The 14,536-nt window shown below is 52.6% G+C and carries 16 protein-coding genes and 2 pseudogenes; 12 read left to right on the plus strand and 6 right to left on the minus strand.

Translation table 11 applies throughout. From position 1 onward, the window contains the following. Window positions 1-105: 105 nt before the first annotated feature. The 4 genes from otnI to ltnD are packed head-to-tail and all read right to left on the minus strand — an operon-like array spanning window position 106 to window position 3,765. Window positions 106-894 carry a 2-oxo-tetronate isomerase gene (gene otnI / locus H4F65_RS14340; RefSeq protein ID WP_010681380.1) on the minus strand — a complete coding sequence of 263 codons (789 nt, stop codon included), beginning with the start codon at window positions 892-894 and terminating at the stop codon, window positions 106-108. A 32-nt stretch (window positions 895-926) separates the two neighbouring features. Further along, window positions 927-1,583 (minus strand): 3-oxo-tetronate 4-phosphate decarboxylase, encoded by a 657-nt coding sequence (gene otnC, locus H4F65_RS14345; protein WP_010681379.1) that lies wholly within the window; start codon window positions 1,581-1,583, stop codon window positions 927-929. Continuing rightward, the gene (gene otnK / locus H4F65_RS14350; RefSeq protein WP_010681378.1) at window positions 1,580-2,854 is read right to left on the minus strand and encodes a 3-oxo-tetronate kinase; all 1,275 of its coding nucleotides are present in this window, start codon (window positions 2,852-2,854) and stop codon (window positions 1,580-1,582) included. The genes otnC and otnK overlap by 4 nt, the downstream gene beginning before the upstream one ends. Continuing rightward, the gene (ltnD, locus tag H4F65_RS14355) at window positions 2,851-3,765 is read right to left on the minus strand and encodes an L-threonate dehydrogenase (protein ID WP_039320187.1); all 915 of its coding nucleotides are present in this window, start codon (window positions 3,763-3,765) and stop codon (window positions 2,851-2,853) included. Before ltnD ends, otnK begins: the two co-directional genes overlap by 4 nt. A gap of 338 nt (window positions 3,766-4,103) precedes the next feature. Here ltnD and ygbI point away from each other — a divergent pair, with 338 nt between their 5' ends. Then, complete coding sequence (ygbI, locus tag H4F65_RS14360) at window positions 4,104-4,862, plus strand: DNA-binding transcriptional repressor YgbI (RefSeq protein ID WP_010281613.1); 759 nt, start codon at window positions 4,104-4,106, stop codon at window positions 4,860-4,862. A gap of 21 nt (window positions 4,863-4,883) precedes the next feature. On the opposite strand, the gene H4F65_RS14365 is transcribed toward ygbI, so the two are convergent. Next, entirely contained in the window at window positions 4,884-5,213 is a 330-nt protein-coding gene (locus tag H4F65_RS14365; RefSeq protein WP_039320190.1) for a helix-turn-helix domain-containing protein, read from the minus strand. Continuing rightward, a complete protein-coding gene (locus H4F65_RS14370) occupies window positions 5,164-5,589 on the minus strand; it encodes a type II toxin-antitoxin system RelE/ParE family toxin (protein WP_010281610.1) in 426 nt (141 codons plus the stop codon). The genes H4F65_RS14365 and H4F65_RS14370 overlap by 50 nt, the downstream gene beginning before the upstream one ends. Before the next feature lie 211 nt (window positions 5,590-5,800). Here H4F65_RS14370 and H4F65_RS21890 point away from each other — a divergent pair. From H4F65_RS21890 to H4F65_RS14425, 11 genes and pseudogenes are all read left to right on the plus strand, one after another. Beyond that, window positions 5,801-5,980: pseudogene (locus H4F65_RS21890) on the plus strand (DeoR family transcriptional regulator); the annotation flags it as partial. A 107-nt stretch (window positions 5,981-6,087) separates the two neighbouring features. Continuing rightward, window positions 6,088-6,782, plus strand: a pseudogene (locus H4F65_RS21895) (hypothetical protein). A 1-nt stretch (window position 6,783) separates the two neighbouring features. After that, window positions 6,784-7,200 carry a hypothetical protein gene (locus tag H4F65_RS14385; RefSeq protein WP_039320235.1) on the plus strand — a complete coding sequence of 139 codons (417 nt, stop codon included), beginning with the start codon at window positions 6,784-6,786 and terminating at the stop codon, window positions 7,198-7,200. Window positions 7,201-7,309: 109 nt separating this feature from the next. Then, on the plus strand, window positions 7,310-7,588 hold the full coding sequence (locus H4F65_RS14390) for a type II toxin-antitoxin system TacA family antitoxin (RefSeq protein ID WP_039317395.1): 279 nt from the start codon (window positions 7,310-7,312) through the stop codon (window positions 7,586-7,588). After that, window positions 7,579-8,061: a GNAT family N-acetyltransferase gene (locus tag H4F65_RS14395; protein WP_010281603.1), complete on the plus strand. Its 483-nt coding sequence runs from the start codon at window positions 7,579-7,581 to the stop codon at window positions 8,059-8,061. Before H4F65_RS14390 ends, H4F65_RS14395 begins: the two co-directional genes overlap by 10 nt. A gap of 132 nt (window positions 8,062-8,193) precedes the next feature. Continuing rightward, entirely contained in the window at window positions 8,194-9,528 is a 1,335-nt protein-coding gene (gene ugpB, locus H4F65_RS14400) for a sn-glycerol-3-phosphate ABC transporter substrate-binding protein UgpB (protein ID WP_010281601.1), read from the plus strand. A gap of 72 nt (window positions 9,529-9,600) precedes the next feature. Then, window positions 9,601-10,488: a sn-glycerol-3-phosphate ABC transporter permease UgpA gene (gene ugpA / locus H4F65_RS14405; protein WP_010281599.1), complete on the plus strand. Its 888-nt coding sequence runs from the start codon at window positions 9,601-9,603 to the stop codon at window positions 10,486-10,488. Window positions 10,489-10,513: 25 nt separating this feature from the next. Continuing rightward, window positions 10,514-11,359: a sn-glycerol-3-phosphate ABC transporter permease UgpE gene (gene ugpE / locus H4F65_RS14410; RefSeq protein WP_010281598.1), complete on the plus strand. Its 846-nt coding sequence runs from the start codon at window positions 10,514-10,516 to the stop codon at window positions 11,357-11,359. Window positions 11,360-11,633: 274 nt separating this feature from the next. Then, complete coding sequence (locus H4F65_RS14415; RefSeq protein WP_010281596.1) at window positions 11,634-12,707, plus strand: sn-glycerol-3-phosphate import ATP-binding protein UgpC; 1,074 nt, start codon at window positions 11,634-11,636, stop codon at window positions 12,705-12,707. After that, window positions 12,707-13,456 (plus strand): glycerophosphodiester phosphodiesterase, encoded by a 750-nt coding sequence (ugpQ, locus tag H4F65_RS14420; RefSeq protein ID WP_010281594.1) that lies wholly within the window; start codon window positions 12,707-12,709, stop codon window positions 13,454-13,456. The genes H4F65_RS14415 and ugpQ overlap by 1 nt, the downstream gene beginning before the upstream one ends. 111 nt (window positions 13,457-13,567) lie before the next feature. Then, a complete protein-coding gene (locus H4F65_RS14425; RefSeq protein ID WP_010281591.1) occupies window positions 13,568-14,524 on the plus strand; it encodes an AEC family transporter in 957 nt (318 codons plus the stop codon). Window positions 14,525-14,536 lie beyond the last annotated feature (12 nt).

The raw sequence follows: 14,536 nt of genomic DNA on the forward strand, positions 1-14,536 counted from the left end.
CCTCGACTCCTGTAATACATACAGGAGTCTGACCTATTCTTTTTTATTTATTCGCGTCTAACGACGATGTCTCTGGTGTTGACATTATTATCCTGGATAAGGGAATTAGTGTTTTTTCTCCAGCCAAGGTTTAGCCCATCCCAACCCGTCTTCCGTTTTACCGCGTGGGTTATATTCACAGCCAACCCAGCCGGAATAATTCACGCGATCCAATTCGGCAAAGATGAACGGATAATTAATTTCCCCTTCATCGGGTTCATGCCGTGCAGGAACCGAAGCAATTTGAATATGTCCGATACGGCCAGCCAAATCGTGAATAATTTGCGTCAGGTTGCCATCGACAATCTGCGCGTGGAAGAAATCCAGCTGGATATACACATTCGGTCGGTCGATCAGATTGGCTAATTCCAGCGCCTGATACTGACTGGCGAACAGGTAATTCGGTTTCACCTTCGCACTCAGCGCTTCAATCATGATATTGATGCCGTGTGGTGCAAATTTATCGGCGGCGTAGCGTAGGTTATCGATGAAGGTTTGCTGATAGGCAGCACGGTCTTCACCGGGCGGCACGACACCCCCCATCACCAGCACCGAAGGGCAGTTGAGCGCCAGCGCATATTCCAGGGCGTTATCGATGTCCCGGCGGGCATCTTCAATGCGGTCGGGCAGCGCAGAAACACCCCATTCACCTGCCGCAATATTGCCGGGCGCGGTATTGAACAACACCTGCTTCAGGCCATTTTCCCGTAGCTTTTCCGCCAGCAGCGGTGCCGGATATTCATAAGGAAACAGGTACTCAACCGAGGTGAAACCCGCATCGGCAGCGGCTTTAAAACGGTCGAGAAACGGTACATCGGTAAACAGCATAGAAAGATTGGCAGCAAACTTAGGCATGGTTAACTCCTCGGTTCAGCAAAAATGTCTCATCAAGAGAGCTCTGCAATATCGTCAGCGGTGAGGTAGCGAATTTTTCGATCGCCGAGAATAAAAATTAGCTTGGCGGTTTCTTCCAGCTCTTCCATGTTGTCCGCCGCCGCTCGCAGATCTTTACCAGTGACGACCGGGCCGTGGTTAGCCAATAAGAACGCCTTGTAGCGCGAAGCCAGCTTCGCCAGATCTTCACCGAGCCGGGCATCGCCGGGGCGGTAATAAGGAACGACAGGCACTTTACCGACGCGCATGACCACATAAGGTGTGAACGGCTTGATGGCATCCTGCGTATCCAACCCTTCCAGACACGAGAGCGCTGTCAGGTAAGTGCTGTGCAGGTGGACAATCGCCTTACAGTCGGGATCGTTACGGTAAATAGACAGGTGAAAGCTGACCTCTTTCGACGGCTTATCCCCGGAGATCCACTCGCCGCTCAGGCTGACTTTGGACAGCCGCTCGGCATCCAGTTCGCCAAGGCAGGAGCCGGTCGGCGTTGCCAGCAGCGTGCCGTCATCCAGTAACAGTGAGAGATTGCCCGCGGAGCCAGTGGCATAGCCGCGCTGGAAAAATGACGCGCCCAGCTTGACCATTTCCGCGCGGGCGCGTTGTTCGCTGTTTAGCGCAGCTTCTGTGCTGTGGTGTTTTTCACTCATGCGGCAAACTCCTTTTGGGCGCGTGCAAAGAAGTCTTCATCACCAAAATTGCCGGATTTCAACGCCAGCGAGAGCGGATGATTGGTGGAACGCACCCACGGCACGCCGGGAGAAATGGACGGCCCGATATGGAACGCGTGAATGCCCAGCGTTTGCACCACGATGCTGGAGGTTTCCCCGCCCGCGATGATGAAGCGCTGGAAGCCGTCCTGCTGAAGCTGGCGGGCGACGGCGGCAAACAGCTTCTCCACTGCCTGGCTGCTGGCTTCCGCCCCCCAGCGCTGCTGAATCTGCGCCAGTTCGTCGGGTGACGACGTGGCGTACAGCAGCGGAGCGAGTGCGTCCTCACGGTGTGCCTTCACCCAGTCGGTCAATTCCTGCACGTAGGCTTGCTGAGCGTCGTCGCTCTCTAGGCAGCGTGCGACGTCAATCGCGCGACCCGCCGCCTGTTTCAGGTAGTGAGCGACCTGCTTGTTGGTCATCACCGAACAGGAGCCGGATAGCACAACGCCTGCGCCGGATTGTGGCTTGCCCGCCTCGGTGGCGGAGCCTGTCTGTGCTGCGGGCTCTGCCCACTGACGTGCCAGGCCAATCGCCAGGCCGGAACCACCAGTGACCAGCTTCATATCGCGCAGCGCCTCGCCCTGCGTTAACAGGTGCTGTTCGTTCAACGTATCCAGCACCACATAGCGTATGCCTTGTTCTTTCAACTGCGTCAGCCGCTGCTTAACGGCCTCTGCACCCTGATCCATCACCGCATACGGCACCAGCCCGCATTGCCCCGCCGCCTGCTGTTCCATGACGCGCATCAGGTTGCTGTCCGTCATCGGCGTGACGGGATGGTGGCGCATCCCGGATTCAGACAGCAGCTGATCCATCACGAATAAATGACCCTGATAGACGGTTCTGCCGTTCACCGGCAGCGCCGGAGAAATGACGGTTTGCGTTTCGCCAAGCTGCTCTAACAGTGCATCGGTCACCGGACCGATGTTGCCTTTCGCGGTGCTGTCGAAGGTGGAGCAATATTTAAAGTAGAACTGCTGGCAGCCTTGCTGTTGCAGCCACGCCAGCGCCTTGAGTGAATCCGCCACGGCCTGTTCCGCCGGGCAGGAACGCGATTTTAGGCTTATCACCACGGCCTGCGTCTCGACCTTAAAATCGGACGGCGGTACGCCGTTGAGCTGCACGGTCGGCAGCCCGTTGTTCACCAGAAAGCTGGCGATATCTGTGGCACCGGTAAAATCGTCGGCAATCACACCTAGCTTGATCATGGTGCCTCCTTCTTTTCCGGCAGCGTAATGCCGTTAAAAATCTTGATGACTGCGCTGTCGTCTTCTTTACCGAATCCGGCGTTACTGGCTGCGGTAAACATGTTGAACGCGGTGGAAGCCAGCGGCAGCGGGAAATGGAGTGATTTGGCGGTGTCGGTAACCAGTCCCAGATCTTTCACGAAGATATCAACGGCGGATTTCGGCGTGTAGTCGCCGTCCACCACGTGGCGCATGCGGTTCTCAAACATCCAGGAATTCCCGGCGGCGTTGGTCACCACGTCGTACATGATATCCAGCGGAATATCGGCACGCGCGGCCAGCGCCATTGCTTCTGCGCCGGCGGCGATGTGTACGCCTGCCAGCAGCTGGTGGATAATTTTAACGGTCGCACCCAGCCCGATCTCTTCACCGATGCGGTAGACCTTGCCTGCGACGGCGTCGAGCACGGGTTTCAGTTTCTCAAAAGCCAGATCGGAGCCGGATGCCATCACCGTCATGTCGCCTGCGGCGGCTTTCACTGCACCGCCAGATACGGGTGCATCCAGCATGATGAGCTGATGCTCAGCCAGACGCTGTTCAATGTTTTTGGCATCCTGCGCGGAGATCGTGGAGGACACCATGACCACGGTGCCGGGCTTGAGTTTCGCTGCGACCTGCGGCTCACCGAACAGAATCCCGTTAACCTGCGCGGCGTTCACCACCAGCAGCACGACGGCATCCAGCTTGTCAGCGAAGGCATCAATGCGTGTCTCGGCCTGTGCTGCACCTGCCTGACGTAACCGCTCTAGTGCTTGCGGATTGATATCGACACCGTATGTCGTCAGGCCAGCGTTGATGCAGGACGCCGCAGCGCCAAAGCCCATGGAACCCAGACCGATAACGGCGACAGCATAATCAGAAGTCTTTTTCATCGTGGTTGCCTTGTTAAAATTAGTGATTTTTTGTTCTCTGGTGTTAAATATAAGGACTATCAGAACAAATTGTGGTGATTTTTATCACATAAATTAACATTGAAATTGTAATGATTCAGTGTAGTTGAACCACACCGGGAAGGTGATTCCCATTATTATCTTTATATATCAGATGATTATTTCTATTTTAGCATTGGGTGATGGGAAAGGTTGTTATGTCTGGCGTGGTTTATGACGTGAATTTATGATAATTATCGTCATCAAACGGGGTGTTTCTCACAATATTTATCAGCCCCCCTATTTATCAGACCAGCACAATCAAACAGGGAACGGACAGCGTGATTCCAGTAGAACGTCATCAACAGATTCTGGCGCTGATCGCCGAGCGCGGCGCGGTAAGCATTAACGAACTGACTGAACGGCTGGGCGTGTCGCACATGACGGTACGGCGCGATGTGCAAAAGCTGGAGCAGGATGGCCTCCTGCTGAGCGTTTCCGGCGGCGTGCGTTCGCCTGAACGGCTGGCTATTGAGCCGTCGCATCAGGATAAATCGGTAATGTTCAGCCAGCAGAAAGAGGCGATTGGTAAACTGGCGGCGCAGCATATCCCGTTCAATAGCTGCATTTATCTGGATGCGGGCACTACCACGCTATCGCTGGCGCGCGAACTGGCCGAGCGCGACGATCTGCTGATTGTCACCAACGATTTTGTGATTGCCGCTTTTCTGATTGAGTCCAGCCAGTGCCGCATGATCCACACGGGCGGCACGCTGTGCCGGGAAAATCGCTCCTGCATTGGCGAAGCGGTGGCACAGGCGCTGCGCAACCTATTTATCGACATCGCCTTTATTTCCGCCTCTTCCTGGAGCCTGCGCGGGTTGTCCACGCCGAATGAAGACAAAGTGGTCGTGAAACGCGCAGCGGTGGAAGCCAGCAGCAAATGCGTACTGCTATGCGACACGTCAAAATACGGTCGCATTGCCACCCATCTCGCCACGCCGCTCAGCGTATTCGACAGCATCATCACCGACGACGGCCTACCCGCCGCCGCCAAAGACGCGCTGGGCAAAATGGGGGTTGAGGTGCTGGTGGCGTGAGGGGGGGTTATGTCTGTTTGTCTAACTGGCAAAAATATCGAGACCTTTCTCGTTGATTATATTGAGAAGACGTAGCGCAGCCCCTGAGGGCTTCTTCTCATTTCGTTCCCATTTTGAGACGCTCTCAACGGACATATTGAGAGCGTAAGCTAAAGAAGATTGCGACATTTTATAACGGGAACGCATGTTCTGAATGTCTGCACCACTCATTGCTTGAGCTTGCTCAATGCGTTCACGGAATTCCCTTGCTGCAACCCGATTATTGATGCGTTCCATCGTGGTATCAGTGATACCCCCATGTTCATGCAGGCTTTTCGCCATTTCCTGTAGCTCTTTCATCTTTGCAGCCATCGCATTCCACCTCTCGTAGTTCTTTCACTTTGACCAATTGAGCTATTTGTTGAACGGTGAGTTGAAATAGGTCACCAGCAATGTCTTTATAAACAGCCAGCTCATCATCTTGAATTTCTTTAACGCCTTTCCTGACCTGATTTTTCTTCCATCCATCGGCAAAAAATAGATTAGAGCCCAGCTTGAAAAAGATGATTGTTCTGGCTCCTGCACTCTTTCCGGCATTCAATGCAATTCGTTTTTTAAGCACACCACCGCCAAGGTCACCCTCAAAACGGCCATTCATCACCTCACGAGCAATCTCACAAAGATAACTATCAGAAAGTATTTCGCTTTTTAGTTTTTTATCGAAGAGCTTAGTTGTGTATACCGCCACGGTTAATCCTTAAACATGACTAGTAATAATAACTATAGTCTAAATTACGGGTTTTCTGCAATGGTTGCAATCGTAGTGGCACGAAATAGTATGTTTAATCGGTGCTTTTATCTCTCCCTCTCTTTGCCATTTACCCGTCATTTTCCAGTTATTTTTTCTGTCATACACGCATGCCATGTTTGTTTTCGCCCAAAAAACGCCGTGATGTTCAGCCAGCAGAAAACGCGTACTACTGTGTGGCACCTCAAAATATGGCCGCATCGCCACCCATCTCGCCACGCCGCTCAGCGTCTTCGACAGCATCATCACCGACGACGGCCTGCCCGCCGCCGCCAAAGACGCGCTGGCCAAAATGGGGGGCGAGGTGCTGGTGGCGGGGCGAAAAGGATAGCTAAAGTGGGATGGTCTAACTATCGCCTTGAGTCCAATGTGGAAATAAACGTATTATCGCGATGTAGTTAATTAAATAAACTCATGAAAAACAAAGGAATGCAAATAATGAGCGTGCGTAGTGAAATTATTGATGGCCGACAAGCCTCTGGTGTGACATATGGCTTGATTTATACCGAGGTGCTAGGTTGGATTGATTTAGGTCATGCGAAAGGGGATGACATTAAGGATATTATTCAACAAATGTATGTCGGAGATAATACTGAAGACGGAATGCCATACTACGATGTTACCTATAAACAAGGCATGATTGGACTCAGAAGAAGTGTCACTATCAACCGGTTTATTAAGTGGCGGATAAAAAAAGAAGGTCTCTTCAAGAAAGACATCGCATTGCTCTTGCTATGATGCTCACCGTAGCGAAACGGTTTGAATCTATGCAGGCCTCTTTCCCATTCAATTTAGTTACAGATAGTGGATTTAGTGGGGAAGATCTTGTTTCAGATTTATTAGGTTTTTACCGAGTGGTTTCTACTCCTAACCCTTTTTATTTATTACGGCCAGTGAGTAAAGAAGAAGCATTAAAACGATGGGATTTCTATGGCTCTATCGGAAATTTTAAAAATATAGGATTCCGACCTATTTTATTTCCGGATCCTGAGCTCATGCCCTATGCTCAACCTCGGTTCGGGTTTCTCCCCTCTTTTATGCAAACAATACAACCTTATAACGACTTTAAGTCAGGAAATGTAGGTATTGCATCCTACGATGGCACTGAAATCACAACAAATTTCTTTAAATAACATGAAAAAAAAGATAACTATATTACTTGCTATATCGATCCTAATTGCCTTGCCACTTATCTATTACTGGCCCGCCATGGTTATTCTGACGGAGGGGAGTTCTCGTTATACGGAACAGGACATCCGACGATATGAAATGCTGACGGACGATATTATTAAAAATTGCCCGCGCATTTCTTCTATCTATGATTTTGGCTATGCAACCGTTGATGGTCCTGCGTTGGAAGTCAGCAATATTACGTTTCAAAACACCAATGACGCGACAAACATACGCGGTTATCTAGCGTCGCTTGGTTTTACGCAGAGCTACACAGACACGACGGGTGAGTATTGGAAGTCTACGGATTCAGATAAAACGATACATATAGGAATCATCAACGATCCGAAAACCGTTATCGTTGATGTCATTCGAAAATAGGCCTGAATAAAGCAGCAAGCGCATTTGAATGTATGGTGATGTTCCGGTGTGTAGCATTTTTGTACACATCATGTATAGTTGTATAGCGATTCACTACACGGGCATGATGATGAAACCTGAAACTAAAGAAGCGCCAATCAATATTCGGGCCAAAGCCTCCCAACGGGATTTGATCGATATGGCTGCAAACCTTGTGTCAAAATCGCGTACCGATTTTATGCTTGAAGCAGCCTGCCGCGAGGCGCAGGACATTTTGTTGGATCAACGTTTGTTTATTTTGGATAACGAACAGTTTGACGAATTTTTGGCCGAGTTGGATGCGCCTATCACCGAAGAGCGTCAGGCTCGCATTAACGATCTAATGAGCCGCAAATCGCCATGGGAATAACTGCGCCAGAGCCATTATCTTCCAGCCATAATCTTGCTGAATTTTGCAGCCAAGAACCGAGCTTGAATGAATGGCTAAAAAAGAAAGCGCTAAAAAATCATAGTGCAGGGATTTCTCGTGTATATGTGATTTGCGCTGAAGGCACACATCAGGTGATTGGATATTATTGTTTATCAACAGGTAGCGTTCAGAGAAATACAGCGCCTGGTGCATATAGACGTAATGCCCCCGAATCACTACCAGTCATTGTCCTTGGGCGGCTTGCCATTGATCAGGCGTATTCTGGTAAAGGTTTGGGTGTGGCTTTATTAAAAGACGCGATATTTCGGACTGAGAATATTGCTTTGCAAGTGGGTGTGAGGGCATTAGTCGTTCACGCGCTGGATGAGAACGTGCGCAATTTCTACCTTAAATTCGCTTTTGATCCCTCGCCAGTGCAGCCCCTAATGCTACTCTATCCAATTAAAATTTAGAGCTTTCCCTCCTTCCTCTGTCACTTTTTCGTCATCTTCCAGTTATTTTTCTGTCATGCGCTCATGTCATGTTTACCTTCGCATAAAAAACGCCGTGATGATGGCGCATTTAATTGATTGCAGGAGACAGGCATGTTCAACAACACAATTCGTAAAACACATGCTATTCGCACCGCCGCAGCGTGTGTGGCATTAGCGCTGATGAGCGCCAGTGCGCAGGCCGCGACAGAAATTCCTTTCTGGCACTCCATGGAAGGCGAATTAGGGAAAGAAGTGAATTCTCTGGCTGACCGTTTTAACAAAACACACAGCGATGTAAAAATTGTGCCGGTCTATAAAGGCAACTACGAACAGAACCTGGCTGCCGGGATTGCCGCCTACCGCGCCGGGAATGCGCCCGCTATTTTGCAGGTCTATGAAGTCGGTACGGCGACCATGATGGCAAGTAAAGCCATCAAACCTGTCTATGAAGTCTTCAAAGAGTCAGGCATTAATTTCGATGAGTCGGTGTTTGTGCCGACTGTCTCCGGTTATTACACCGATGCGAAGAGCGGCCACCTGCTGTCGCAGCCGTTTAACAGCTCCACACCGGTGCTGTACTACAACAAAGATGCCTTCAAGAAGGCCGGTTTAGATCCCGAACAGCCACCGAAAACCTGGCAGCAAATGGCTGAGTACACCGCCAAACTGCGTGCAGCCGGGATGAAGTGCGGCTACGCCAGCGGCTGGCAGGGCTGGATTCAGGTTGAAAACTTCAGCGCCTGGCACGGTCTGCCAGTTGCGAGCAAAAACAACGGCTTTGACGGTACCGATGCTGTGTTGGAATTCAACAAACCAACGCAGGTTAAGCATATTCAGCTGTTGCAGGACATGAACAAGAAGGGTGACTTCACCTATTTTGGGCGTAAGGATGAGCCGACCGAGAAATTCTATAACGGCGACTGCGCTATTACGACCGCCTCTTCCGGTTCGCTGGCGAACATTCGGGAACACGCCAAGTTCAACTACGGTGTTGGCATGATGCCATATGACGCCGATGCGAAAGGCGCACCGCAGAACGCCATTATCGGTGGTGCCAGCCTGTGGGTGATGGGCGGTAAAGATGCCGCGACCTACAAAGGCGTCGCTGAGTTTATGAAGTTCCTGGCCGAGCCGGAAAATGCCGCTGAATGGCACCAGAAAACCGGTTACCTGCCAATCACTACTGCGGCGTACGAACTGACGCAGAAGCAGGGCTTCTACGAGAAAAACCCAGGCGCGGATATCGCCACGCGTCAGATGCTGAACAAGCCACCGTTGCCGTTCACCAAAGGTCTGCGTTTGGGCAACATGCCGCAGATTCGTACCGTTGTGGATGAAGAATTAGAAAGCGTATGGACAAATAAGAAGACGCCACAACAGGCGTTGGATAGCGCAGTAGAACGCGGTAACGCGCTGCTGCGTCGCTTTGAACAATCGACGAAGTAATACGCTTCTGTTGAGCAATACCGGGCCGAAGGGAATCGGCCTGTTTCTTTTCTGTTTGCAATGAGTTACCGCATGACATCATCCCGCCCCGTTTTTCGCAGCAGCTGGTTGCCCTACGTGCTGGTGTTGCCCCAACTGCTGATTACCGTAATTTTCTTTATCTGGCCTGCCGGTCAGGCGCTGTGGTATTCGGTGCAGAACCTGGATCCATTTGGGTTATCCAGCGAATTTGTCGGCATGGAAAACTTCAGGCAGCTGTTCAATAACCCTTACTACCTTGATTCGTTTTACACCACGCTGATATTCAGCTTTCTGGTGGCAGGGTTTGGCATGCTGATTTCACTCTTTCTGGCCGCGCTGGTGGACTACGTGATACGTGCCAGCCGCCTGTACCAGACGTTGATCATCCTGCCGTATGCCGTGGCACCCGCCGTTGCTGCCGTGCTGTGGATGTTCTTGTTCAACCCCGGTCTGGGGCTGATCACCCACTTTCTCGGGCTGCTGGGCTATACGTGGAACCACGCACAGAACAGCGGTCAGGCGATGTTTTTAGTCGTACTGGCGTCGGTCTGGAAACAGATTAGCTATAACTTCCTATTCTTCCTTGCCGCGCTGCAATCGATCCCCCGTTCGCTGGTGGAAGCGGGCGCGATTGATGGTGCTGGCCCCGTGCGGCGCTTCTTCAATCTGGTGCTGCCGATGATTTCTCCGGTGAGCTTCTTCCTGCTGGTGGTCAATCTGGTGTACGCCTTTTTCGATACCTTCCCGATTATCGATGCCGCAACGGCCGGTGGGCCGGTGCAGTCGACGACCACGCTGATCTACAAGATTTATCGTGAGGGCTTCGCAGGGTTGGATCTGTCCAGTTCGGCAGCGCAGTCGGTGGTACTGATGATACTGGTTATCGGGCTGACCGTGATTCAGTTCCGTTTTGTTGAGCGGAAGGTGAATTACCAATGAAGATAAATCTACAAGGTCAATGCCAATGATTGAGAATCGTCGCGGGTTAGATATTTTCAGCCACGTCATGCTGATCGTCGGCATTCTCGCCGTACTGTTTCCGCTGTACGTGGGGTTTGTGGCCGCCACGCTGGATAATCAGGAAGTCTTTCAGGCTCCGATGACGCTCATCCCCGGTTCTCACCTATGGGAAAACCTGCGTTATATCTGGCTGCACGGTGCGGGCAACAACACCACGCCGTTCGGACTGATGCTGCTTAACAGCTTCGTGATGGCGCTGGCGATTACGATAGGCAAAATCACCGTATCGATCCTGTCCGCTTACGCCATCGTCTATTTCCGTTTTCCGCTGCGCAACCTGTTCTTCTGGATGATTTTTCTGACGCTGATGCTGCCGGTGGAAGTGCGTATTTTCCCGACGGTGGAAGTGATCGCGCGGCTGGACATGATGGACAGCTACACCGGTTTAACGTTGCCGCTGATGGCTTCGGCGACCGCGACCTTCCTGTTCCGCCAGTTCTTTATGACGCTGCCGGATGAGCTGATGGAAGCGGCGCGTATCGACGGTGCCAGCCCGATGCGTTTCTTCTTCGACATGGTGTTACCGCTGTCGAAGACCAATCTGGCGGCGCTGTTCGTGATCACGTTCATCTACGGCTGGAACCAGTACCTTTGGCCGCTGCTGATTGTCAGCGATGCCGATCTGGGCACCGCAGTCGCCGGGATTAAAAGCATGATTGCCTCCGGCGATGGAGCTACCCAGTGGAATCAGGTAATGGCGGCTATGTTGCTGACCATGCTGCCGCCGCTGCTGGTCGTGCTACTGATGCAGCGCTGGTTCGTTCGCGGTCTGGTCGACAGCGAAAAATAAATAGGTCATACCGTTGGTAAACCTCTTCATAGAATGAGAACGGTGATAATGGGATAGAAGAGTAAAGCGTTTGCGCCAGGGACAAAAACGTCAGGAACGTTTTTGAACGTCGCTTGCGACGGCCCTGAAAGGGGGAATCTCAGGGATGAGATTCATATCCGCGCAATCCGAGCGTACAGGGATGTATTTACAGCGTCTTTACGATCTACCCATTATCACCGCACCGCTCGTCAGGTTTAGCAGCGATTTATCGAGACGAATTTCGGAAACACTTATGGCATGTTTAAAACTTCAGGCCGTCACCAAGTCTTACGATGGCAAAACACAGATTATCCAACCCATCGATCTGGACGTCGCGGACGGCGAGTTCGTCGTGATGGTCGGGCCGTCAGGCTGTGGTAAATCGACGCTCCTGCGCATGGTGGCAGGTCTCGAACGCACCACCAGCGGCGATATCTATATTGATAACCAGCGGGTCACCGATCTGGAACCAAAAGATCGCGGTATTGCGATGGTGTTCCAGAACTATGCGCTTTATCCCCATATGAACGTGTTCGACAATATGGCTTACGGCCTGAAAATTCGTGGCTTTGGCAAGGCGCAGATCCGCGAACGCGTGGAAGATGCGGCGCGAATTCTGGAACTGATGCCGCTGCTGCAACGCAAACCGCGTGAGCTATCTGGCGGCCAGCGTCAGCGCGTGGCGATGGGGCGGGCGATTGTGCGTGAGCCGGCGGTATTCCTGTTCGACGAACCGTTGTCGAATCTGGATGCCAAACTGCGCGTACAGATGCGGCTCGAATTACAACAACTGCACCAGCGCCTGAAAACCACCAGCCTGTACGTCACGCACGATCAGGTTGAAGCGATGACGCTGGCACAGCGCGTTATCGTCATGAACAAAGGGATCGCCGAACAGATCGGTGCGCCGGCTGAGATTTATCGCCGCCCGGCATCATTGTTTGTGGCCAGCTTTATTGGTTCACCGGCCATGAACCTGTGGTCAGGTCGCATTAGCGATGACGGCTGCCGCTTTGAAATCGATGGCGACATCGCTCTGGCGCTGCCTGAACCGAAGCCGCAGTGGCGCGGTAAAGCATTGACGCTGGGGGTGCGACCAGAGCATATTCAGCTGGCGACGAGTGAAACCGGCGGTATCCCGTTGCAGATTTCAACACTCGAACTGCTGGGCGCGGACAATTTAGCGCACGGCAAGTGGGGCGGGCAGAACGTAATTGCGCGTCTCTCTTATGAGCACTGTCCTGCGATTGGCTCGACGCTCTGGCTACACTTACCGACGTCATCATGGCACCTGTTTGATTCGCAAAGCGGATTACGGATGGAATAATGGAAACAATCTGGCCTTACCCGAGCATTGTCGCCCACCGCGGTGGCGGTTCACTGGCACCGGAAAACACGCTGGCGGCGATTGATGTTGGTGCCAGCCTCGGTCACAAGATGATCGAATTTGACGCAAAGCTGTCGCAGGACGGCCAGATTTTCCTTTTACACGACGACACGCTTGAGCGCACCAGCAACGGCTGGGGCATTGCAGGAGAATTGCCGTGGGACAAGCTGGTCGGGCTGGATGTCGGCGGCTGGTACGGTCATAAATTTGTCGGTGAACGCCTGCCGCTGCTATCAGAAGTGGCAAAACGCTGCGTGCAGTACGGCATGGCGGCCAACATCGAAATTAAACCCACCACTGGATATGAAACAGAAACCGGGCGGGTAATTGGGCTAGCGGCGCGCCAGCTGTGGGTCGATCATCCGGTTGCACCGCTGCTGTCATCGTTCTCCATCGAAGCCCTGGAAGCGGCGCAGCAGGCGGTGCCAGAACTGCCACGCGGGCTACTGCTGGATGAGTGGGAAGAGGACTGGCTGGCATTAACACAGCGTCTGGATTGTGTGTCCATCCACCTGAATCACAAACTGCTGACGGCAGAACGCGTTGCGGTGCTGAAAGCTGCAGGTTTGCGCATTCTGGTTTATACCGTCAACCAACCTGATCGCGCGCAAACTTTGCTGGATTGGGGCGTTGACTGTATCTGTACTGACCGGATAGATTTAATCGGGGCTAACTTCGCGACCGGCTGAGGTCGGCCTCCTTCCCGTAATAGCGTGCTGCGGCGGTATTGATATCGTCGCAATAAAGATAATGCGGCGATCCCCTTTCTGACTCGGTGCCGGTAATAAGGAAGTGGCGTCATGCCCGCATTTATTGTTTCGCTTTGGCACCAGATTTTTCTGTCGTTACCCCTCTTTGTTCTTATCGCACTCGGCTATAGCCTGATTCGCTATGGTAAATGGCCAACCACCGTGACCGACGGCATGACGCGCTTTGTCTTCTCCGTCGCCATGCCCGCCATGCTGTTCCGCCTGATGTCGGATTTTTCCAAACGTCCGGTGGTAGATGCCCGGCTGCTGATCGCCTTTTTCGGCGGCTGCCTGCTGGTGTTTGTCTTAGGCCGCATCGTGGCACGCAAGGTCTTTCATCTTGATGGCGTCTCTGGTTCGCTGTTTGCGCTGAGCGGTATCTTCTCCAACAACGTGATGCTGGGGCTGCCGATTGCCACGCTGATGCTGGGCGAAGAGGCGATTCCGTCTGTCGCGCTGGTCGTCGTGTTCAACGGGCTTATTTTGTGGACGCTGGTGACGGTGTCGGTGGAATGGGCACGTAACGGTGCGCTGTCGCTACAGGGTTTTACCAAAACCGCTCTGGGCGTGCTGAAGAACCCGCTGATTATCGGCATTCTGTCCGGGACCTTATTCAGTCTGACGGGTCTGCCGCTGCCGTCGTATGTCGATCAGCCGCTTGCCATGCTGGGACAGATTGCCGCGCCGCTGTCGCTGGTGGCGCTGGGAATGGGGCTGGCGGAATACCGTGTGCGTGATGGTTGGCAGATCAGCACGGCGATTTGTGTGATCAAACTGCTGGTACAGCCGCTGGTGATCTGGGGGATTGCTATCGCGCTCGGCCTGCCGGAAATGGAAACGCGTGCGGTCGTGCTGCTGGGATCGATGGCCGTGGGCGTCAACGTCTATCTGATGTCGCGCCAGTTCGATGTTCTGGGCGGCCCGGTAGCATCAAGCCTGTTGCTATCAACGGCGATGGCGGCATTAACCACGCCGTTGATTTTGACGCTGATGGGTGTGCGGCTATAAGGCCGCAGTAGC

The sequence above is a fragment of the Pectobacterium brasiliense genome (assembly GCF_016950255.1).
GTDB classification, from domain to species: domain Bacteria; phylum Pseudomonadota; class Gammaproteobacteria; order Enterobacterales; family Enterobacteriaceae; genus Pectobacterium; species Pectobacterium brasiliense.